The 23,165-nt window shown below is 38.3% G+C and carries 20 protein-coding genes and 1 tRNA gene; 10 read left to right on the top strand and 11 right to left on the bottom strand.

Annotated features, from left to right (window positions below; genetic code table 11):
- Positions 1-117: 117 nt before the first annotated feature.
- Positions 118-366: a hypothetical protein gene (locus ACQ334_RS20475; RefSeq protein WP_430990132.1), complete on the bottom strand. Its 249-nt coding sequence runs from the start codon at positions 364-366 to the stop codon at positions 118-120.
- A gap of 221 nt (positions 367-587) precedes the next feature.
- On the opposite strand from ACQ334_RS20475, the gene ACQ334_RS20470 reads away from it, so the two are divergent.
- On the top strand, positions 588-1,697 hold the full coding sequence (locus ACQ334_RS20470; RefSeq protein WP_430990131.1) for a glycosyltransferase: 1,110 nt from the start codon (positions 588-590) through the stop codon (positions 1,695-1,697).
- Here the strand turns inward: ACQ334_RS20470 and ACQ334_RS20465 are convergent.
- Together ACQ334_RS20465 and ACQ334_RS20460 are read right to left on the bottom strand one after the other, a co-directional pair.
- Positions 1,686-3,641, bottom strand: a complete 1,956-nt coding sequence (locus ACQ334_RS20465; RefSeq protein WP_430990130.1) for a glycosyltransferase family 2 protein — start codon at positions 3,639-3,641, stop codon at positions 1,686-1,688. The two genes, ACQ334_RS20470 and ACQ334_RS20465, sit on opposite strands and share 12 nt — an antisense overlap.
- Before the next feature lie 99 nt (positions 3,642-3,740).
- The gene (locus tag ACQ334_RS20460) at positions 3,741-5,159 is read right to left on the bottom strand and encodes an FAD-dependent oxidoreductase (protein WP_430990129.1); all 1,419 of its coding nucleotides are present in this window, start codon (positions 5,157-5,159) and stop codon (positions 3,741-3,743) included.
- A 54-nt stretch (positions 5,160-5,213) separates the two neighbouring features.
- On the opposite strand from ACQ334_RS20460, the gene ACQ334_RS20455 reads away from it, so the two are divergent.
- The 5 genes from ACQ334_RS20455 (at position 5,214) to ACQ334_RS20435 (ending at position 9,722) form a co-directional block, all read left to right on the top strand.
- Positions 5,214-5,993, top strand: coding sequence for an inositol monophosphatase family protein (locus tag ACQ334_RS20455; RefSeq protein ID WP_430990128.1), 780 nt, complete (start codon positions 5,214-5,216; stop codon positions 5,991-5,993).
- Between the two features lie 137 nt (positions 5,994-6,130).
- Positions 6,131-6,529 carry a four helix bundle protein gene (locus tag ACQ334_RS20450; RefSeq protein WP_430990127.1) on the top strand — a complete coding sequence of 133 codons (399 nt, stop codon included), beginning with the start codon at positions 6,131-6,133 and terminating at the stop codon, positions 6,527-6,529.
- A gap of 25 nt (positions 6,530-6,554) precedes the next feature.
- Complete coding sequence (gene thiL, locus ACQ334_RS20445; protein WP_430990126.1) at positions 6,555-7,577, top strand: thiamine-phosphate kinase; 1,023 nt, start codon at positions 6,555-6,557, stop codon at positions 7,575-7,577.
- A 29-nt stretch (positions 7,578-7,606) separates the two neighbouring features.
- Positions 7,607-9,079 carry a S41 family peptidase gene (locus ACQ334_RS20440; RefSeq protein ID WP_430990125.1) on the top strand — a complete coding sequence of 491 codons (1,473 nt, stop codon included), beginning with the start codon at positions 7,607-7,609 and terminating at the stop codon, positions 9,077-9,079.
- Between the two features lie 31 nt (positions 9,080-9,110).
- Complete coding sequence (locus tag ACQ334_RS20435) at positions 9,111-9,722, top strand: hypothetical protein (RefSeq protein ID WP_430990124.1); 612 nt, start codon at positions 9,111-9,113, stop codon at positions 9,720-9,722.
- Between the two features lie 60 nt (positions 9,723-9,782).
- On the opposite strand, the gene ACQ334_RS20430 is transcribed toward ACQ334_RS20435, so the two are convergent.
- From ACQ334_RS20430 to ACQ334_RS20410, 5 genes are all read right to left on the bottom strand, one after another.
- Positions 9,783-10,577 carry an amidohydrolase gene (locus tag ACQ334_RS20430; protein ID WP_430990123.1) on the bottom strand — a complete coding sequence of 265 codons (795 nt, stop codon included), beginning with the start codon at positions 10,575-10,577 and terminating at the stop codon, positions 9,783-9,785.
- 237 nt (positions 10,578-10,814) lie between these two features.
- Positions 10,815-11,966, bottom strand: a complete 1,152-nt coding sequence (locus ACQ334_RS20425) for a methionine aminotransferase (protein WP_430990122.1) — start codon at positions 11,964-11,966, stop codon at positions 10,815-10,817.
- Between the two features lie 144 nt (positions 11,967-12,110).
- The gene (locus tag ACQ334_RS20420; RefSeq protein WP_430990121.1) at positions 12,111-13,193 is read right to left on the bottom strand and encodes a mannose-1-phosphate guanylyltransferase; all 1,083 of its coding nucleotides are present in this window, start codon (positions 13,191-13,193) and stop codon (positions 12,111-12,113) included.
- Positions 13,180-14,682, bottom strand: a complete 1,503-nt coding sequence (locus ACQ334_RS20415) for a S41 family peptidase (protein WP_430990120.1) — start codon at positions 14,680-14,682, stop codon at positions 13,180-13,182. Before ACQ334_RS20415 ends, ACQ334_RS20420 begins: the two co-directional genes overlap by 14 nt.
- A gap of 7 nt (positions 14,683-14,689) precedes the next feature.
- Complete coding sequence (locus ACQ334_RS20410) at positions 14,690-15,655, bottom strand: KpsF/GutQ family sugar-phosphate isomerase (RefSeq protein ID WP_430990119.1); 966 nt, start codon at positions 15,653-15,655, stop codon at positions 14,690-14,692.
- A gap of 300 nt (positions 15,656-15,955) precedes the next feature.
- Between ACQ334_RS20410 and recQ the strand changes: the two genes are divergently transcribed.
- The 3 genes from recQ to ACQ334_RS20395 all read left to right on the top strand — a co-directional run bounded on the left by recQ (position 15,956) and on the right by ACQ334_RS20395 (position 19,308).
- Entirely contained in the window at positions 15,956-18,244 is a 2,289-nt protein-coding gene (gene recQ / locus ACQ334_RS20405) for a DNA helicase RecQ (RefSeq protein WP_430990118.1), read from the top strand.
- A 90-nt stretch (positions 18,245-18,334) separates the two neighbouring features.
- Positions 18,335-18,407: transfer RNA gene (locus ACQ334_RS20400), tRNA-Phe, on the top strand.
- 82 nt (positions 18,408-18,489) lie between these two features.
- Positions 18,490-19,308: an aldo/keto reductase gene (locus ACQ334_RS20395; RefSeq protein WP_430990117.1), complete on the top strand. Its 819-nt coding sequence runs from the start codon at positions 18,490-18,492 to the stop codon at positions 19,306-19,308.
- Between the two features lie 7 nt (positions 19,309-19,315).
- Here the strand turns inward: ACQ334_RS20395 and ACQ334_RS20390 are convergent, their stop codons facing one another.
- From ACQ334_RS20390 to panD, 3 genes are all read right to left on the bottom strand, one after another.
- Positions 19,316-19,744, bottom strand: a complete 429-nt coding sequence (locus ACQ334_RS20390; protein WP_430990116.1) for an ACT domain-containing protein — start codon at positions 19,742-19,744, stop codon at positions 19,316-19,318.
- A gap of 91 nt (positions 19,745-19,835) precedes the next feature.
- Positions 19,836-21,842, bottom strand: coding sequence for a M13 family metallopeptidase (locus tag ACQ334_RS20385; protein ID WP_430990115.1), 2,007 nt, complete (start codon positions 21,840-21,842; stop codon positions 19,836-19,838).
- A gap of 145 nt (positions 21,843-21,987) precedes the next feature.
- Entirely contained in the window at positions 21,988-22,332 is a 345-nt protein-coding gene (gene panD / locus ACQ334_RS20380) for an aspartate 1-decarboxylase (protein ID WP_430990114.1), read from the bottom strand.
- A gap of 74 nt (positions 22,333-22,406) precedes the next feature.
- On the opposite strand from panD, the gene ACQ334_RS20375 reads away from it, so the two are divergent.
- A complete protein-coding gene (locus tag ACQ334_RS20375; RefSeq protein WP_430990113.1) occupies positions 22,407-23,099 on the top strand; it encodes an NUDIX hydrolase in 693 nt (230 codons plus the stop codon).
- Positions 23,100-23,165: the final 66 nt, after the last annotated feature.

The following is a 23,165-nucleotide window of genomic DNA, read 5'->3' as shown; positions in this document are numbered from 1 at the left end:
AAACAAAAAGCTAGTAAGAAGGAAAGTTTGATTAAGGCGGTGTGATTTATAAACGCAAAAGCAGGCTTATAAATCAAGAATGATTTACAAACATGTATTAAATAAACCTGTGGAAATTTAATTCTTACAGTTTAAAAACACAAAAGGCTTTAATTCTCTTTGCCTGATAATTGCCTGAAGTTGTTTGGGAGTATTAAAAATTTTGTACTTGTTCACATCAATTACTTCATGTGCAGTAACAATGTTGTCGAGGCATTCAACCGAATACAATATGCCATGAAGAAGTTCTACTTCATGCTCAATCGCTTGCGGAGTCATTAACTCCTGGTTGAACAATACCAGTAAATCCCGGTTTGTGTTGTTCATAAGTGAAATTGGGGTTCTACATACTACCTTCATCAACGCCTCAATATCCAACCATTCCTGTTTTGCTCGGGCAACCACACTGGCCTTTCTTGGAAGAAGTGCAACTTGTAATTACCAAGCTAACAATCAATGTCAATAGTATTGTGATTTTAAATAGTTTTTTCATCAGCTTAGATTACTAAAGTTAAACTATTTTCACAATTATTTATTGTTTTCTTAAAATGAAATTTGAAAAAATTAACATAAAGGGAGATAAGAGGCGCATACTGCTAGCTCCGCTGGACTGGGGCCTGGGGCATGCCACACGTTGTATTCCAATAATTTACAGTTTACTGGCGCAAAATTTTGAGGTGATAATTGCTGCCGATGGTGCTATAAAAAATTTATTGAAAAAGGAGTTTCCGGATGTGGTTTTTACGCATTTAAAAGGCTATAAAATCCGCTACAGCACTACAGGCAGGTGGCTGCCAGTACGGCTTTTGATGCAATTTCCTGGTGTATTGAAAAGCATTTTTTCAGAACACCAATGGTTAAAAGCTATCGCTAAAGAATACCAAATTGATATTGTTATTTCCGACAATCGTTTAGGATTGTATCATTCAACTATTCCCGGCATTTATATTACACATCAGCTACAAATAAAAACCAGTAATCGTTTTACAACATGGCTGGCGCAAAAGATCCATTATTTTTTTATCAATAAATACAATACCTGCTGGGTGCCGGATAATGCATCAGGCGATAATAACCTTGCCGGCACTTTATCACACCCAAAAAAATTTCCTTCAATACCAGTTCAATACCTGGGGCCATTATCAAGATTTGAAAAATTTACTGTTGAAAAAAAATACGATCTGCTGGTATTACTCTCCGGCCCCGAGCCACAAAGAACAATTTTAGAAACAACACTATTAAATCAATTAAAAAAAATTTCAGGAAGAGTTTTAGTAGTGAGGGGTTTGCCCGGTGATGAGCCGGTTATAAACAATGGCGATACAATAACAATAGTCAATCATCTTACAGCAACCGAATTAAATAATGCAGTAATGCAGGCGGATTGGATCATTTGCAGAAGCGGCTATACTACCATAATGGATTTAGTTAAGCTGGGTAAAAAAGCAATTCTTATTCCAACACCCGGGCAAACCGAACAGGAATACCTGGCTGCATATTTAATGCAGAAAAAAATATTCTTCAGCGTTTTACAAAAAGATTTTGTGTTGGCGGATGCATTACAAAATGCAGAGCAATTTTCCTTTACCAATATTTTGCCATACGAAGAAACTTATAAAAAAGCAATTGAAGAGATGGCTGCAAATCTAAAAGCCTAAATATTTATACCCCCTGATTATTTTCTTAACATCAGTAGCAGCAGAATAATAAGTAGCATACCATTCGTCGGATAGTAGCAAGCTTTCTACAGGCAAATCATTCAGTGAAGCAGGCAAAGTAGTTGATGTAAGAATACCCTTTTTTATTGGCGGTAATTTATCTGTAATTGCTGCATAGCCAATCCATGTTTTTTGCATGAACAAAACCGTAAAAACATTTTTAAAAAAACGAAGTGGTTTTTTTTGCAGCACCAGGTGTACCGGAAAGCTCAGTAAAAAAATTATTGCAACAGCCGCATCCAGTAAATTTTTATTTCTTCTGTTTATTGGATTAGTGATAGTATACTTATCATTTACACTAAGGTATTCTCCGCTTATATCTTTATTATCGCTGCCTACAATACTGCTGCTTCCCGATGCATGAAATTTGTTACGTACACCTCCGGGCAATTGCTGGATAGTGGTAATAATTTCTTTAAAGCTCAGCAGGTCTTCGCAAAAAACTATTTCTTTTACAGGATATCTTGTAATAAGGTGATTGAGTTGATGAATACTACCGAGGGCTTTACTGCTGCTGGTTAAACTGTCATTTACCCTGCCCAATACTTTCTCCGGCATTCCGGCTTTATGCATTAATTCGGTGACTGTGTTAAAGTCTTTTTCGCCTGCCACCACTATGGTTTGCCGGTAGGTATCTTCTGTTCTGCTTAATATACCCCATTGCAGCAGGAGCCATCGTAATAAGCTCATAATAATAAATGCCATGGCTATACCAAACACCAGTATACCACGGGAAAACCGGATGTTTTCCGGTAGTAGTGCATACCCACTCAGCAATACTAATGCTGCCATACCTGTTGACCTGCTAAGCTGCGATTGCTTAAACCCTTTATCGTATAAGCCGGAATAATAAGAGGCCATTAAAAAGATGACCGTAAAAACGGGAAATGCAATGATGAGCATATTGGGAGAATAATTCACTTCCTTACGAATGAATGTACTCCACAAATATTTGATGCACCAAAAACTCATAAAAATAATACCGGCATCCAGTACCGGCAAGCCAATCTTTTGAATAAATTTCCCGATAAGGGAAAGAATAGCCCTTAAGAAAATGCCGATTTGTATTAAAAAATTAAATACGCCTGCCCGGCTGCCGCTGTAATGTTTTTTTACAAACAAACTCATAGCACTGTAAAAAAGCTTTACATAATTCAGGCTTCCTTTTTTTGTGCTTTCTCCTTTAAAATGAATGATGGTGCTATCAGCGAAATAATAATTTTTATAATTAACCCCATTATCTGCGGGTGTTTTTTGTATGCGGTAACTGAGGTCCACATCTTCGCCATACATAAAAAAAGTTTCATCAAAACCAGCGGTTACATCCAATACTTTTTTAGGTATCATCATATATGCTCCTGCCAATACATCTACTTCGTGATTTTCATTTTCTGATAAGTGCCCTAAATGATACCGGGCAAAAATCTTAGAATGCGGAAATAATTTAGTGAAGCCCGAAAGCTTAAAGAGCGATGTCAGAGGAGATGGAAAAGCTCTTTTACTTTCCTTTAAAAATTTTCCCGTGCCATCAATCATCCGGATACCTAATGCACCTGCATCGGGGTGTGATTCAAAAAAACTGATGCAATTTTCAAAGCAATCTTCCGGAACAATTGTGTCTGGATTTAAAAAAAGTACATAGTTTCCTTTCGCCTGTGCCAGTGCCTGGTTATTGGCTTTTGCAAAACCAACATTCACGCTATTCCAGGTAAAATGTACCAATGGAAATTGGGGTGATAAAAACTCTTTGCTGCCATCGTTGGAATTATTATCCACCACCAGTATTTCTGCATCAATATTTTTACACGCTTTTAATACAGAACAAAGGCATTGCTCTAAAAAATATTTTACGTTGTAGTTTACTATGATAATTGATAATTGCAACAGCAGCAGCTTTTAATTCCGAATGTACAAATAGTTGAACTGCGAATGTAAACAATTACTTAAAGACATCAGTTGTTCAATGTTTTATATAGTGAAATTTTATCCATTCTTTATACTTTGATCGTGGCGTATAATATTACCCGGGTCGTATTTATTTTTTAATTGCTGCAGCTTTGTATAGTTGCTGCCATAGTATAAAGTATCCCAGTTCTTAAAATTGATATCGGGGTAATTTCTGTATTGGGTGTGTATACCATTAGTAGTAAAAATATTCTGCACTTCCTGGAATTTTTGCAGCAGCTTTATACTTTGTTTTTCATTCTCCCAATAGGTTTGCAGTTCTGAAAAATACGGAAAGGCCCGGTGTGGAAAAGATGCAGCGGCTTCAAATTCTTTGTTCTGAATATTGCCACCCAGGGTATTTACCTGGTAAATCATTCCGGGTGTGGCCAAAACGGTATCAATAGCTTTATCAATATAACTTTCTATTTCAGCAAAGTTTTTATACAACCCTGCAGAGGCATTCTTAAAATGTAATGGTTCTCTTCTGCCATAAAAAACTTTTAACGCCGGCGAAAGCTGCTGTGGTTTTGTTTTAGTTGTTTTGCCCGACACAGCCGAAAGTGCAGTAATTACATTTTGTACTTCGGCAGTGTGTTTACCGGCGTTGGTAAGTAAAATATACACTGTTTTACCATTCAGCACATAGGCCGAAAAACAATCCACCGGTAAGGTTGCAGTAAGCTCAAACCATTTTTGTAATATCGATTTTGCTTTTGCTGTATCTGCTTTATAAGTTTTAAACCGAAAGCTTTGCAATGTTGCCGGGGCTTTATGTGTTTTAAAACGCAATGCTGTAACCACACCAAAATTTCCGTTGCCACCACCTTTACAGGCCCACAATAATTCCTTGTCGTCTTTAGAATTTCTGATCACACCATTCCCATCAACCATCGTTACCTCGAGTAAACTATCGCAGGTAAGCCCGAATTTTCTGCCTAATAAACCGTAGCCCCCTCCCAGCACCAAACCTCCAATACCCACGCCGGCACAGGATCCGCCAGGGATTATCCTTCCTTTTGGCAAGATAACATCATAAATATTAGATAAGGTGCACCCCGGCCCTACTATTATGGTTTCCTTATCCACCCATTCAATAGTATTTAATAAAGAAAGATTGATCACCATGCCACCATTGTTACAACTAAAGCCTTCCATACAATGGCCGCCGCTTTTTACAGCAACGGGTAAATTATTTTGTTTGGCATACAGAATCGCTTCCGAAACACCTTGTGTGTTTTTGCACAATGCAATTATCGCAGGATATTTATCAATTCTTTTATTAAATCCTTTACGCAAAGTTTCATATTCAGTGCTTCCTTTTTTGTAATACAAAACATTAGCCTCGGCCCCAACCATTGCATTTTTTAAAAGACTTGTTGCTACAATATTCCGGGGTTTTAAAACGAGGCCCATATTGGTTAACATAGCCAGTTTTAAAAAATGTTTTCTTTGCATAGCCAAATCTAAAATCATAAATCCGAATTCCGAAATCGAAGTTATCTTTGTGGCATGATAAAAACTATTTTACTCAACGCTGTGGAAGCAGGCGGAAAAGAATTACTGCGTTTTTTTAATGGCGAATTCAAGATCACTAATAAAGAAGGTATTAACAATCCGGTTACCGAAGCGGATCATGCGGCAGAGAAAGCAATTATTGATATTATTCAGCAAAATTATCCCGGTCATTTTATTTTAAGTGAAGAAACCGGCGAGATCATTACCGATAGTGAATACAAATGGATCATTGATCCTATTGATGGCACGATCAATTTTGCTAATGGCATTCCTATTTGCTGTGTAAGTATTGGTTTGGAAAAAAATGGTGAAATGATCATGGGTGCTGTATATGCACCGGTATTGAACGAATTATATTTTGCACAAAAAGGATTTGGTGCTTCTTTAAATGATAAAAAAATTAAAGTAGGTAATAAAGCAGCGGTTATTGACAGCTGCCTGGTAACCGGTTTTCCCTACACTTATTTAGATTCTCCCAACGGGCCGTTACAAACTTTTGAAAAGTTAATTCGTAAAGGTGTTCCTGTGCGTAGGTTAGGCAGTGCGGCCATTGATTTATGTTGGGTTGCCGCCGGCCGTTTTGATGGTTTTTACGAACACAAATTATCTGCCTGGGATAGTGCCGCAGGTTTTTTAATGGTACAGGAAGCCGGTGGAAGAGTTACGGATTTTGATGGCAAACCATACTCACCTTATCAACCACATATTTTAGCAACTAACGGATTGATACACGATGAAATGTTAGAAATCATCAACGGAAGGAAGGGATTGTAGATTTTAGATTGACGATTTTAGATTTAGTTTGGTGTCATTATACCTTATCTTTTATTGAAATTATTTTGTAATAAATTGTATAAAAGATATGGTATTACTCAAACCCGAAATCGTAAATCTAAAATCATAAATCCGCTATGGCTGTTGATAAGTTTGAGATAATAAAACGACTGAAAGCGTTGGCTGTAAATACAGGAAAACTTTGCCTTGCTTTGCCGTATAACATTGTAAATAAAACTTACATTGGCCAAATTGTAAGATGCTCAAGTTCAGCATCCGCAAATTACAGGGCAGCATGCAGGGGAAAATCCAAAGCAGATTTTGTAAATAAACTACGAATTGCAGAAGAGGAACTGGACGAGACAATGCATTTTTATGAATTATTAGCTGAGTTTAATGAACAATTTAAAAAAGAATTAAGAGAACTATACAAGGAAGCAAATGAGCTATTATCAATTATTGTTAGCTCAATTAATACCACCATAAAAAATATATCTGCCGAAAAAGGAAATAGTAGCAAAATAAAAAAAATCTAAAATCGGCAATCTAAAATCTAAAATAATGGATAGAACAGAAATAGCATCTCTTGGCGAATTTGGTTTAATAGATCATCTTACCAAAAACAACGAAATAAAAAATGCCTCTACCATTTTAAGTGTGGGCGACGATGCAGCAGTAATTGATCATTTTGGCAGGCAAACAGTAATCAGTACCGACCTGTTACTAGAAGGTATTCATTTTGATTTAAGTTATACGCCGCTTAAACATTTGGGTTATAAAAGTGTGGTGGTAAATGTGAGTGATATTTATGCCATGAATGCCACGCCAACACAACTTGTTATTAGTATTGGCATCAGCAATAAATTTAGCGTGGAAGCATTGGATGAATTTTATGAAGGTGTGTATGCAGCCTGTAAGGAATATGATGTGGACCTGGTGGGTGGCGATACCACCACCAGTCAGCGTGGATTTGTGATCAGTATTACAGCCATTGGAGAAGTAGCACCGGATAGTTATGTAACAAGAAGTGGTGCCAAAGTGAATGATTTGATTTGTGTGAGCGGCGATTTAGGTGGCGCATTTTTAGGTTTAACTTTATTAGAAAGAGAAAGAAGAATATTTGAAACCACCGGCGCACAACCTGATTTAGAAAACCAGGCGTATATTGTTGGCCGTTTATTAAAACCCGAAGCTAGAAAAGATGTGATAGAATATTTTGCAGCGCAAAATATTATGCCCAGCAGTATGATGGATATCAGCGACGGATTAAGCAGCGAACTGCTGCACATTTGCAAGCAAAGCAATGTAGGCTGTGTTTTGTATGAAGACAAGCTGCCGCTGAATGAAGACAGCAAAGCTTTTGCGTACAAACTGGAACTGGACCCCACCGCATGTGCATTAAGTGGCGGAGAGGATTATGAGTTATTATTTACCGTGGCACAGGCCGATTATGAAAAGATAAATGCCAATAACGGATTAACCATTATTGGGTATATTACAGAAAAATCCGAAGGGCAACATATTATTACCCGTGGTGGAAACAAACATGAATTAGTTGCACAAGGGTGGAATCATTTGAAGTAATGACTTACAGATCCCCGATTATATTTTTAATGTTACTTTTTGTACTGGGCAGTTGTTCGGTTACAAAAAAAAATTACACGCCCAATAAAAAATATCCCAAACAAAAATTACAACAGGATTTTACTTTATTAAAAAATATCCTGGAAAAAAAACATCCCTCTTTATACTGGTACACCAGCAAGGACAGCATGGATATGTATTTTGCGCAATACTACAATGCTATTGAAGACAGTATGACGGAGCAACAATTTGGCTGGAAGATCATTGCACCACTTACCGATAAAATACATTGCGGCCATACCAGTTTTGGTATGAGCAAAGCCTATAACAAATGGGTGAGTAATAAAATTATTCCATCTTTTCCCTTGTTTATGAAAGTGTGGAATGATACCATGGTGGTAACAGGAAACATGAACCGTAAAGATTCTGTTTTAAAAAGAGGTACTTTAATTACAGGCATCAATGGTTTCAATAATGCAACATTGGCAAAAACCATGTTTAGTTACATGACAGAAGATGGTAATGCCAATAATGTAAACTACTTAAGGCTCAGTAATAATTTTCCTTATTACCACCGCAATATTTTTGGCTTAAGTAAAGAGTATACAGTAAATTATATTGATGGGGCAGGTAATACACAAACCATAAAAGTGCCCTTGTTTGATCCGCCAAAAGATACCAGTAAAAGAGTAAGAACAACTCCATTGGTAAAAAGATCAAAGGAAGAAAGAAAGCAACAGCAATTACAAAACATCCGTTCTCTTGCAATTGATACCGCCAGTAATACTGCCGTTATTACTTTAAACACTTTTAGTACGGGTAAACTGCGTAAATTTTTCAGGCAAACGTTTCGTTACATAAAAAAAACGGGTGTTACCAATACGGTGCTTGATATCAGGAGCAATGGTGGTGGCAAAATTAATTTGTCTACGCTGCTAACTAAATATGTTACTCGCCAGCCATTTAAAGTAGCTGATTCTTCTTATGCTATAGCCAGGTCTTTGCATCCTTATTCTAAATACATTAAAAACAGGTTTATCAATAATCTGGGCTTAGTGTTTTTAACCCATAGAAAAAAAGACGGCAGGTATCATTTTGGTATGTGGGAAAGAAAACTCTATCACCCTAAACACCACAACCATTTTGACGGTGATCTGTATGTGTTGATCAATGGGCAAACATTTTCTGCTTCTGCTTTATTCTGTAATGCCATAAAAGGCCAGCCCGGAATAAAAATTATTGGTGAAGAAGCCGGTGGCGGCTGGTATGGCAATAGTGGCATCATGATTCCGGATATTACTTTACCCAATACACATTTAAGGGTACGTTTGCCCTTGTTCAGGTTAGTGCAATATAAACATGTACCTAAAGATGGACATGGTGTGATGCCGGATATTTATATTGGCACCAGTTACGATGCCTTGATAAAAGGTTATGATAAAAAGTTGCAGGTGGTAATGGAGATGATCAGGAGTAAAAAGGAATTGGGAGTTAGTAATTAGTGTCATGCCTGGTTACCTTGTTGGCAATAGTGTGATAACAAAAAAATTCCATTACAATATAACTATGAGCAAAAAGGCGGATCAGAAAACCTGGTTTATGATTAGCGGTCTTGTGGTCATAAACCTTTTATGCTATTATTTTTTTGAACCCAAAATAATAGGACATAATATTAAATACGTCCTTTACTTTCTTGGCTTGCCTCTTGCAGCAGGCATTTTATTTTTAGCATATATTTTTAGAAGCTACTTATTGAAGGAATATAAAGAATGCAGGTTATTGAGCGATAAAATTTTGGTGCCGTGTTTTTTCCTGCTTATGGGATTGTTCTTTTCTTATTTGACTTTTGGCCTTGCAGGCGATTTAACATGGGTATATTTAAATAAAAAAGCCGCTGAAAAAAATCAAACACAAACCATTACCTGCAATGTAAATAAATTTACAGATAATGGTTACAAGAGAGGTGGCGCAAAAATATTTTTTACTTTTCAAAACCGCAGTGAAAATTTTACGATAAATAATTCCATGTATAAAGAGTATAAGGATGTTATAGCTAAAAATTACCAGCTGAAAATCACAGGCCGTAAAGGAATCTGGAATTATTTTATTGTTGATAGCTATGAGCTTGAAGAGATAGACAAGTAATATTATTTTCACCCGGGAAAGTAAGACCCTATTATTCTTGCCCTTGTATTTTTTGACCGATCACAAAATTGTAAACTCATCCGCATCATTTAAAAACGGAAATTTCGTTCTCACTTCTTCCAGCTTTTCTTTTGATAGCGTAATTGTATTTACATCTTCTTCATCAGCCATATGGTATAATACCTGGCCCATGGGGTCAATCACCAAAGTATTGCCACTGTAGTGAATATTTTTAGCATCATCGCCCACACGGTTTACACCCACTACATAACATTGGTTCTCTATTGCCCTTGCACATAATAAAGTTTTCCAGGCATGGCTACGGCGTTCGGGCCAGTTGGCTACATAAATTAAAACATCATACTCGGATTTATCCTCAGCGGAGTCGAAGGACTGACGGGCCCAAACAGGAAAGCGTAAATCATAGCACACCTGTAAATTTATTTTCCATCCTTTTACTGATGCAATCAGGCGTTTATTGCCACTGCTGTAATGCTGGTCTTCTTCGCCATAGGCAAACAAATGCCTTTTATCATAATAGCCATATTGGCCATTGGGTAACATCCAGATGAGACGATTATAATATTTTCCAGCTTCTTCAATCATCACACTTCCGGTTAATACAATACCGTTTTTATTACTTACCATTTTCATCCACTCCACTGTTTCTCCATCCATTGTTTCGGCAAGTTCTTTTGCCTTCATACTAAAACCGGTAGTAAACATTTCGGGCAATACCACTATTTCAGTCTTTTCTTCAATGCTGTCAATTTTTTGTTGCAACTGTTGCAGGTTGGCTGTTTTATCTTCCCAGATTAAATTGCTTTGTATGGTAGTGATGGTGAGTGTAGACATGTTACGAAACGCCGGTTAGTAATATCAAATTTAAGAATTATAAACAACATGATTTTTAATCAGGCATGGTAACGGCTTATAGCCGTCTGACGCCTACACTCAAATTTAAGATTTATATTCTTTCTTTAGCGAATTAAGCTGCCTTTGGAGGTTATTTTGGAACGCAGATTTTTATGATGGTTATGATAAGTTATGATCTTTCTGCGGAAATCAAAAGTGTCAGACGGTTTAAAACCGTCAAGACACTTTGCAAAGCCTGTTCACCGCTTCTTCCAATGTGCTTTCTTTTTTGGCAAAGCAAAAACGCAGCACTTTATTATCTGTTGGCGCTTTATAAAAAACTGAAACGGGAATGCTTGCCACACCATACTCTTTTGTAATGCGGATGGCCAGGTCTTTTTCGCTTTCATCGCTTATACCAGCATAACTGTACAATTGAAAATAGCTGCCGTGAGAAGGTAATGCCTTAAATTTCGTTTGCAGCATCAGGTTGGCAAAATAATCTCTCTTTTGTTGCAGAAAGCTGCCGAGTTGCAGGTACTTTTCTTTTTGTTGTAAAAATTCTGCCAAAGCAAACTGCACAGGGCTGTTACAACTAAAGCAATTGAACTGGTGTATCTTTCTAAACTCACTCATTAATGCTGCAGGTGCCACGCAATAACCAATTTTCCATCCGGTACAGTGATACGTTTTACCAAAAGAAAAACAAACAAAACTTCTCTCCAAAAGATCGGGGTAACGCAACATACTTTGATGTTGCAAGCCATCAAAAATTAAATGCTCATACACTTCATCACTCAAAATAAAAATGCCGGTATCTTTTACAATGCTTCTTAATGCAGCTATATCGGTAGCACTTAACACACTGCCCGTGGGGTTGTGCGGCGAATTAAGCATGATCATTTTGGTTTTAGGAGAAATTTTTTGTTTCACCAGGTCCCAGTCAATTTTATAATCGGGATAAGTCAGCGGAATTAAAACAGGTATGGCGCCGTTTATTTCTATTGTAGGGATATAGCTATCATAAGCCGGTTCAAAAACAATCACTTCATCGCCGGGTTGCAGTACCGTAGTTAATGCTGTAAAGATGGCGTAAGTGCCGCCGGGAGTAATGGTAATTTCTGTTTCCGGATTAACAGTAGCAGCATATAAACTATTTATTTTTTCTGCCAGCCTTTCTCTTAATGCAATCAATCCATTCATGTGCACATACTGGTTGTTGCCTTTTTGCATCGCCTCATTTACTAATGCTACCAATTCTTCATCCATTAAGAAATCGGGAAAGCCCTGGCCAAGATTAATAGCGTTGTGTTGTGCAGCCAGCACACTCATTACGGTAAAAATGGTGGTGCCGGAATCGGGCTGCTTGCTATGTATAGTTGGTTGCACTGATAATTTTTTAGCCACAGATTACACAAATTTCACAGAAAGAAAAAAATCTTTGTTCCTGAATTTCTTTTCTATAATTGAAAGTGGTTCAAAATTATGCAATTGTATTTTCTGTGAAATTTGTGCAATCTGTGGCAGGTATTCCTACAAAAATTTATCGCCTTTGCTGCGTTTGATCTCTGCAACATATTCTTTAATCTCCTGTTCTTTATCTTTTTTACAGATCATCAAAACATCTTTGGTATCTACCACAATAAAATCATCCAGGCCCTGCAGCAACACCAGTTTTTTATTATCGGCGTGTACCATATTTTTGGTAGCATCAATCACCACAACATTATCACCGGCAACAGCATTTTCTAAATAATCTTTAGCAAGATTATCATAGGCGCTGCCCCAGGTTCCCAAATCGCTCCAGCCAAATGAAGAGGGGATGATATATACGTTATCGGCTTTTTCCATTATGCCGTAATCGATAGAAATATTTACACATTGCGGATAGATCCTGTCGATGGCTTCTTTTTCACCTGCTGTATTAAAGCTGGCTTTTTCTGTATCAAACAATTCATTCAGTTCAGGCAATAATTTTTCAAATGCGGCAACTATATTTTTTACCTGCCAAACAAAGATGCCCGCATTCCATAAAAAATCGCCGCTGGCTAAAAAGGTTTTTGCTAATGCCAGGTCTGGTTTTTCGGTAAAGGTTTTTACTTTATACACATTTTCGCTTACGGCATGTTGCTCATACTGAATATACCCATAACCGGTGTTGGGATGTGTGGGTTTAATACCCAATGTTACCAGCGCTTTTATGTTGGCGGTAAAATTTAAAGCCGCTAAACAGATCGTTTTAAAATTTTCCGGTTCTAAAATAATATGATCGGCAGGAGCACAAATTAAATTGGCTTCGGGGTTTAACTGCAATAGTTTGTGAGAAACATAAGCCACACATGGAGCTGTATTCTTTCGGGAAGGTTCGCACAAAATGTTCTCCACTGGTATTTCGGGTAATTGCTTTGCCACAATATCTTTATACTGATCGGAGGTTACCACGTAAATATTTTCTGCCGGCACAAAATTGGCAAAACGGTCAAATGTTCCCTGTATAAGGGTTCTGCCGATATTTAAAATATCCAGGAATTGTTTAGGAAAATCGGTGCGGCTCATGGGCCAAAACCTGCTGCCGATTCCACCGGCCATAATTGCTACGTAGTTATTTTTGTTCATCCTGTTTAAGAGATTTATTATTTAAAATTAGGGTATCTATAATGAATGTTAACTGCCTGTCGGCATTATTTTTAAAAGACTCGTATGAATCAGGAATAAAATAATCCGGAACCAGGCCATGACCGGTATTTTTTTCTTCCTTATTGGTATAAATAAAGTGCACATAAGGAAAGCTGAAGTTGATCCTGGAATTGGGCAACTCATACTTTAAAGTAGTAAAGCCATTGCCTGAAAATGCCCCTCCCTGTGTTTCTTCCCCGATAATTTTACCTCTTCCTGCATTTTTTACCAGCACCGCAAAATAAGATGCAGCCGATGCCACTTTACTGTTGGTAATAATAAAAACCTGCCCTGTGTAATGAAAATTATTAGGCTGCCAGGTTTCAATTAAAGAGTCGGGCATGGTAAAAAAATCATTATTAAGCCTGGCAAAAAACTCCTTTTCTATACTCTTATTAACGTCGTCTTTTTTATACTCACTAAAATCTTTTTCTAAATACCTGGTGTAGGGTATAGTTTTAATTTTACAGATAGCCCTTTCAAATTCATTAAAAGGTTTTTCAGTTAAAAAAGAATACAATAAAAAAGAATTGTACAATTTTCCTCCTGTATTTTCTCTTAAGTCGATAATTAACGATTTAATATTCTTTTTATTTTGCAGCAATTCAAATGAGTTATAGCAAAAATTTTCAAATGCATTTTGTTTCAGATTACCCTCGTATTGAAATGTTGCCAATCTTAAATAAGCATATTTTTTTTCGTTGTCGATATAAAAATCATAATCCACCGTAACAGGATCGTAATAGTATTTATAATTTATCTCCCTGTTATTCCATTCTGATAAACTTACTGCATTCTCTGTCAGCCATCTTTGTTTACCAAACGTATCAAGTACATTCAGGTCAAACTTTTCCTGTGCGCCATATTTTAAAAAATACTCCATACTAAAATTATCTGCCGCCAGGTTTTCCTGCGCTTTTCTGTGAAAACCCTCTACAGAATTATAAACCATCAGGTTTTTAATAATTTCTTTTACCGGCTCATTATTAATACGCCTGATCTCCGTTCTTTCTGATAAGTCTTGTCCGGCCACGTTTATAAATAATTTATCGCCTATCCACTTTACCGGGTAAGGAAAAAAAACTGCCCTGTTTTGCAATGTATCATACACATACCCCGCCAGGTCGGCATTGGTGTGAGAACAACCCGTTTCGTTAGCAATAAAATTGATCTTGTTATAAAAATCTTTTAGCGTTACCGGGTCGGTGAGGGAATTACGAATACTATCGGTAAGATAATAGAATCTTTTTTTAGAGAGATATACATTAAGAGAAGGATGTGCACTTTTTAATATGGCTGTAAAAACATCAAAATCTTCCCTTGCTTTTTTTAATGAAATTTTGTCGGTGGTAGGGTCTCCTGGTTTATCGTTTACACAACCTGACAGTATAAATACATTAATGATGATAAGAGGAATCCATTTATTCATTGCAGGGCTATATTATTCCTTCTCTTATTAAATCATGCAAATGAATAATTCCGGCATATACTTCATTCTCTATAACCACCAGCTGACTGATATTATGGCTTCGCAGCGCATCTAATGCTTCTGTTGCCAACGCATCTGCTGCAATTGATTTAGGATTTTTACTCATGATGTTTGTTGCAGTAAGGTTGCCAAAATCATTAGTGCTTTCCAGCATCCTCCTTAAATCGCCATCTGTAATAATGCCCAGAACATTATTTTTATTATTAACCACTACTGCGGTACCTAAACGTTTTTTTGTCATTTCCACAATCACTTCTTTCAATCCTGCTTCGGGTAATACCGCAGGTTTTTCATTTTGAGATGCCAGGTCACTTACCCGCAGATAGAGTTTCTTACCTAACATACCCCCGGGGTGAAATTTTGCAAAATCTTCGCTGTTAAAGCCTTTCATCTCCATCAGGCAAACGGCTAATGCATCACCCATTACCATTTGTGCCGTGGTACTTGTGGTGGGCGCAAGGTTATTTGGGCAGGCTTCCTGCTGTACCGTAGTATTTAAAACAATATGGCTTTGCTGCGCCAGGTAAGATTGTGTATTACCCACCATACCTATAATGGTGTTACCAAAATTTTTGATCAATGATACCAGCACTTTTATCTCGGGACTATCGCCGCTTTTGCTGATGATAATCACCACATCATTCTGCTGAATCATACCCAGGTCGCCATGTATGGCATCGGCAGCATGCATAAAAAGCGACGGTGTTCCCGTGCTGTTTAAAGTAGCCACTATCTTTTGAGCCACCACTGCACTTTTACCAATGCCACTGATAACCACCCTGCCTTTTGCAGCAGCAATATTTTCCACGGCAGCTACAAAACTGTCATCAATAAATGCAGCTAAACCACTTACCGATTGTGCTTCCAGTTCAATGGTTCTGAGTGCCGAAGGTATAATTAACTGACTGTTCATTTTTGTGCCGCAAACCTACTCTAAATCGGGCATAATGCAAAAGGTTGCAACCTTTAATATGCACTTTACTCATTACAGAAGATTAACGACGTTTACAAGCCTTTCTCCCCAGTTTTATTTAACACTTGCACTTTGGATTTTTTTGAGTATCTTAAATGATTATATGTTGTTAAATATGGGTTAGACTGTATTAAGAGCTTGCTTTTACAGTTGCGGTGAGTTAACTTCGCTGCCCGTTTTAAAAAACTTGTTTACACCAACTAAAACGACACCAGGAGATAGTGTGAAAGAAAACTTGTTATGGCTACAGTAAAATCAAAATCTGCTAAACCTAAAGCCGATATAAAGAAACCGCTTAAGCAATCCGGCGAAAAAGCAGCGCCTAAAAAAGACCAGTCGGACCTGGCTGCTGAATTACAAAAACATTTTGGCCTCGATAATTTCAGGGGAACCCAGGAAGATGTTATAAAAAACCTGCTTTCGGGCAACGATACCTTTGTAATTATGCCCACCGGTGGCGGTAAAAGTTTATGTTACCAGTTACCGGCCATCATCAGCGATGGTGTGGCTATTATTGTATCTCCCTTAATTGCGTTAATGAAAAACCAGGTTGACCTGGTGAGGAGTTATAGCAGTAAAGATCATGTAGCGCATTTTTTAAACAGTACCTTAAATAAAGGCCAGCAAAAAATTGTAAAGGACGATTTGACCACCGGCAAAACAAAAATGCTGTATGTGGCACCCGAAACAATGACCAAAGAAGAAAATGTTACTTTTTTTAAAGACCTGAAGATTTCTTTTTTTGCAGTAGATGAAGCTCATTGTATTTCAGAATGGGGGCATGATTTTCGTCCGGAATACAGGCGGTTAAGAGAGATCATGGATATGATTGACGAAAAGATTCCTGTAATTGCATTAACCGCAACTGCAACACCCAAAGTGCAGAGCGATATTGTAAAAAACCTGGGCCTTCGTGACCCCAAAATATTTATCTCCTCTTTTAACAGACCCAATTTATATTACGAGATTCAGCCTAAAATAAATTTAGACCAAACCAATAAAAGTATTGTGCGGTTTATACACCAGCACAAAAATAAAAGTGGTATCATATATACACTCAACCGCAAAACCACCGAAGAGCTGGCCAGTATGTTAATGGCAAATGGTATTAAAGCAGTTGCCTATCATGCAGGGTTAGACGCAAAATTAAGGGCCGACCGGCAGGACCAGTTTTTAAATGAAGATGTAGATGTGATTGTGGCTACCATTGCCTTTGGAATGGGTATTGATAAACCCGATGTTCGTTTTGTTATTCACTATAACATACCCAAATCAATAGAAAATTATTACCAGGAAACTGGCCGTGGCGGACGTGATGGTATGGAAGGAAAATGTATCCTGTATTATTCGCATAAAGATGTGGCCAAGCTGGAACATTTTATGAGGGACAAACCACTTAGCGAAAGGGAAGTAGGTGCACAACTTATAAATGAAACCGTAAGCTACGCCGAAAGCAGCGTTTGCCGCAGAAAAACTTTACTGCATTATTTTGGAGAAGAATATGATGACAGTAAAAGTTGCGGCCAATGCGATAACTGCTTAAATCCTAAAGAAAGAATTGAAGCTAAAACCGAAGCAGTGGTGGTATTAAAGATCATCAAAGCTTTGGAAGAACGTTTCCCGATTGAATATGTACAATTGATTCTTGCCGGTAAAGCAACGCCTGCGGTAAAAATGTACCGGCACGAAGAGCTGGACGTTTTTGCCAGCGGCAACGACAAAGAACCGCATTTCTGGAACAGCCTGATACGCCAGATGCTACTGAGCGGTTTAATTGCAAAAGATATTGTAGAGTATGGCTTATTAAAATTCACCAAAAAGGGAGAAGCTTTTTTAAAGAAGCCCACATCTTATAAAATTGTACTCAACAATTTATTTGAAGATGCCAATGCTGATGATGAGGAAAGCGAACAGGCTGCCGAAGCTGCCAGTACCGTGGACGAAAAGCTGGTACAATTATTAAAGGATCTTAGAAAAAAAGTATCGAAGGAAAAAAACCTGCCACCGTTTGTGATCTTTTTAGAAAGCAGCCTGGAAGATATGGCCACCATGTACCCTACCAATATGACCGAACTGGAAAAGATCAGCGGTGTAAGCAAGGGCAAGGCCATGCGTTATGGTAAACCTTTTTTAGATGTGATCATTAAGTATGTGGAAGAAAATGAGGTTATACGCCCTGATGATTTTGTGATGAAAAGCGTGGCGAATAAAAACAACAATAAGATATTCATCATTCAGAATATTGATAAAAAGATTCCTTTAGAAACCCTGGCCAAAAACCGTGGTTTACGTATCGATGAGCTATTGGAAGAAATGGAAACCATTGTAGCCAGCGGCACTAAACTTAATTTAAATTATGCCATCGACGAGATGGTGGATGAATATGAACAGGATGAAATAATGGAATATTTTAAAAGTTGCGAAACTTCTTCGCTTCAAATAGCGCAGGAAGAACTGGCCGACAGCAATTTTAACTGGGAACAGTTGAAACTGATGCGGATCAAGTTTTTATGCGAATACGGCAATTGATTTCAGATTTTTGATTGAAGATTGCGGATTTTTAAGGGAATACCCTTATTTTTGCTGCCCAATTACAAGTTTAACTGCTTTTAATAGGAAGGTGCGGTAGCTCAGTTGGTAGAGCAAAGGACTGAAAATCCTTGTGTCGCCGGTTCAATCCCGGCCCACACCACTTAAAGGCTTTAAGGTAATCCCTTGAAGCCTTTTTCTTTTTTACAACCCTTTCCTACTTTTGTTGCTCCCAATCACCAGTTATGATAAAACGTATCATCCCTTCTTCAGGTGAAGCACTGCCCGTTATTGGCCTGGGCACCTGGCAAACATTTGATGTTACCGGCAATGCCTATCCCGGTTTAAAAGAAGTACTTACAAAAATGCATACTGCAGGAGGCACATTAATAGATAGTTCGCCAATGTATGGCCGATCTGAAAATGCAATCGGCGATATCTGTTCTGCCATGCCTGCAGCTGATGATTTTTTTTATGCTACTAAAGTATGGACAACAGGTTTGCAGCAAGGCATTGAGCAAATGGAATCATCGATGCAAAAAATGCAACGAACAAGAATGGATCTAATGCAGATCCATAATCTTACGGATTGGAAAACACATTTACCGCAATTGCGCCGCTGGAAAGAAAGCGGTAAGATCAGGTATATCGGCATTACACATTATACCGATGCCAGCCACGAAGAACTGGAGAAAATAATTACAGCAGAAAAATTAGATTTTGTACAATTCAATTATTCCATCACGGCACGTAATGCGGAAAAAAGATTACTGAATGTTGCTGCTGCTAATGGTGTGGCCACACTTATCAACCGCCCTTTTGGCGAAGGAAAATTATTCGGTGCTGTAAACGGAAAACCATTGCCCGCCTGGGCAAAAGAGATTGGCATCGAAAGCTGGGCAGCATTCTTTTTAAAATACATTATTGCACATCCTGCTGTTACCTGTGTTATTCCTGCAACCGGTAACCCGGCACATGTAATGGATAATTTAAAAGCGGGTGAAGGAATTTTGCCGGATGATGGTACCAGGAAAAAACTGATCGACTGGTTAGCAAATGTATAAGGTATACTTATTGCAATGATGGATTGCCGTGCTTAAAACCTGCACTCACCAGTATACTCACGGTATCCTTCAAATCGTTTTCCATTACCAGCACCAGGTCTTTAGAAAAAGTAGATACCAATACAATATCAATACCTGCATTGGCCAGCATTCCCGTAATGTGTGCAATAAAACCAACACAGTAAAAGGGATTACCGCAACGGATATTGATCAGTTTCCAGTTTTCTTTATTTCGTTGCAGGTAGTTAACAGCAGGCAGGTTGCCAATTTCTGTTAATACAGTGATCTCATCAACATCTCTTACCACCATTAAGTGCTTTCCGGCATCTGTTACTTCTGTTACAAGGGTGTATACATACGTGCCCTCGTCAATGGTAAACCAGCTGCTGTCGATTACCGGTTGCAGCTGGTTTAAATAGTTTTTTTCTGATATCATAGACAGGTTAAAATGTAAAGCTACAGCATAGCTGCTATTTTACATTACGTAAAACAAAATGGTTGATGAATTTTATCAGTGCTTTCTTTTCTTACCAAACATGTACCCGTTTTTCAACAGGCAACCACATTTTATCGCCTTCTTTAATACCAAATGCGTCATAAAATTCCTGCATCTGCTGTGGTGGTATCAATGCCCTGTATTGTGCCGGCGAGTGGGGATCGGTCAATAAAAGGTTGGCTGCAGTTTCTGGTAAAGCAATACCTCGCCATACCTGTGCCCAGCTTAAAAAGAAACGTTGATCAGGAGTAAAGCCATCAATTTTTTTATTACTTTTTCCTTGTGGTGTTTTTTTAAAGGCTTCGTAAGCCATGGCAAGGCCGCCAAAATCAGCAAGGTTTTCTCCCAGTGTAAGTTTACCGTTTACGTGTAAGCTATCCAGTACTACCGCTGCATCATATTGTTTGGTAACGGCATCTGCCAGTACTTTAAATTTATCGGCATCTTCTTTGGTCCACCAGTCACGAAGGCTGCCATCGGCATCGCTCTGCCGGCCCTGGTCATCAAAACCATGTGTCATTTCGTGGCCAATTACGGCAACAATGCCTCCGTAATTCACAGCATCGTCGGCACCAAAATCAAAGAAAGGAAACTGTAATATCCCCGCAGGAAAAGTAATGGTATTTTGTATTGAATTGTAAGAAGCATTTACCGTAGGTGTGGTAAAATTAAATTCGTTACGGTTAATCGGTTGCCCCAGCTTGCTGATATTATAGTTGTAGGACCATTTGCTGGCGTTCCTTACATTTTGCAAGAAGGCATCTTTACTTATCACCACGCCTTCATATTCTTTCCATTTATCAGGGTAAGCAATTTTTTTTGTGATGGCCATCAGCTTTATCAATGCCTTTGATTTTGTTTCTTCGCTCATCCAGCTGAGCGATTTAATACGGCTGGCAAAGGTTTGCTGCAGGTTGTTCACCATGTCCAGCATACGTTGTTTGGCTTCGGGTTTAAAATACCGGGCTACATATAACTGCCCCAGCATATCGCCAATACTGCCATCAATAAGCGAAGCGGTGCGTTGCCAGCGTGGCGTAATTTCTTTTTGCCCGCTGATCACTTTCTGGTACTCAAAATTTGCAGTTACAAAATTATTGCTCAGGTAAGGCGCTGCGCTTTTCAGCACTTCAAATTTGGCCAGTTGTTTCCAGGTATCCAGTGGCAGGCTGGTAAGCAAACTGTCCAACGCACGAAAGAAAGTTGGCGTGCTTACAATAATAAAATCCTGTTTGGGAATATCCAGTGCTGTAAAGATGGCGGGTACTGTTAATACAGTGAGACTAGCAGAAAATTCTTCCGGTGTAAATTTATTATAGCGTTTTTGAGGGTCCCTCATTTCTACCCGGCTCAGTTGCGCTTTTGCAATGGCTGTTTCTGCTTTCAGTATATTATCTGCATATATTGCTGCATCTGCGGTACTTACGCCGGTAAATGTAAACAGTTTACTGATATAGGTTTTTAATGCGCCACGTATAGCCACACTTCGGGCATCATCTTTTAAATAGTAATCCCTGTCTGGTAAAGTAGTACCACCTTGCCCCATACTTACCCTGTACACATTAATATCTTTGGCATCCTGGCTTACAAAAGCACTGAACAAACCTCCTGCGGCTCCCTCTTTACGTAGTTTGAGCTGCAGGGCAACCAGGTCGTTGATATTAGCAATAGCATCAATTGATGCCAGGTCTTTTTGAACAGGTACAGTACCCAGCTTTTCCAGTTGCAGGCTGTCCATTCCACTGGTATAAAAATCACCGCTCATTTGTTCGGGCCGGGTTCTGTCTTTCTTTTTTGTGGCTTCTTCCAGCAATATTTTAAGGTGTTGCGAAGCTTCTTCCCGCAGCATATCAAAACTTCCCCATCGTGTTTTGGTGCCAGGCATTACCGTGTTCTTGAGCCAGCCACCATTGGCGTATTGATAAAAATTATCAGCAGGTTTTACAGAAAGATCCATGTTGGCCTTATCAATATATTTTATTTGGCCCATGGTAAAAAGCGGTACTGAAACAAGCAGTAAGGATAGTATTTTTTGCATATAATAAGCTGCATTTTTTTGCAGGATACAAGTTAATTGTTTTAAAATTTTACCTGCAAAAAAATGTACCAGCGGTTACTATCCTTATGAACGGTTTAAATATTGTTTTTGTTTACTCTTTTTTCATTTCAGAATGAAAGCGATATTATAGCTTATTCCCTTCCTTTGGAAAAATAACTGTTGGCTTGAATTTTTTTGCTTCTTCAAAATCCATTACTGCATAAGAGATGACAATGATGATATCGCCTTCTGCACCTTTACGTGCAGCAGGCCCGTTTAAACAAACCACACCGCTACCTCTTTGGCCTTTAATGATATATGTTTCCAGCCGTTCGCCGTTGTTTACATTTACTACCTGTATCTTTTCATGCTCAATCATATTGGCTGCATCCATCAGGTCTTCATCTAAAGTAAGGCTGCCTACATAGTTAAGGTTTGCTTCTGTTATCACCGCACGGTGAATTTTTGATTTTAATATTTGTATTTGCATGGGGCAAAATTAAGAACTATATAAATCAGCTGTTGTATTGCTTTTCTTTATCTTTAAAACCTTTATCAGGTATTATGCAGGAAAAATCACCCCATATAAAAGTAGCAGTAGATGCCATTGTTTTTGGTTATTCTAAAAGCGAAGGTGTATCTGTATTGCTTATTAAAAGAAAATACCCGCCATTTAAAAACAGCTGGGCCATACCCGGCGGCTTTGTATTAGAAAATGAAAGCCTGGAAGAAGCTGTACAAAGAGAGCTGCTGGAAGAAACAGGTATAACCGTGCAATATTTAGAACAGCTGTATAGTTTTGGCGAACCCAAACGTGACCCAAGGCAGCGCATTATTTCCATTGCTTATTTTGCGTTGGTAAAAAGCAGCCTGTTTCAGCAACTAAAGGCCAGTACCGATGCGGAGGAAGCTCAATGGTTTAGTATTAACAAACTGCCGGCACTCGCCTTTGATCATAAACAAATATTGCAGGTGGCTATTGAACGTATACGTGCAAAAATCCGGTACCAGCCCATTGGCTTTGAATTACTCGACAAAAAATTTCCCTTTTCCGATCTTGAAAAATTATATACTGCTTTATTAGACCGTGCTATCGACCGCCGCAATTTTACCAAAAAAATTCTCTCTTTAGGATTATTGGAAGATACCGGGGAGCTTGCTACATCAGCCGGTGCCGGAAGGCCCAGCAAAATTTACCAGTTCAATAAAAAGCGGTACCAGCATTTATTGAAGGAAGGCATGCATTTTGAAATATAATGCGCTGAAAAAATAATTTGCGTAAAATTGACGCAAATTAAAAATTCTCCATATCTTTGTGTCATC

Origin of the sequence: Ferruginibacter sp. SUN106 (assembly GCF_050611765.1) — a bacterium.
Taxonomy (GTDB): Bacteria; Bacteroidota; Bacteroidia; order Chitinophagales; family Chitinophagaceae; genus Ferruginibacter.
This window is presented reverse-complemented; position numbering and strand designations above follow the sequence as displayed.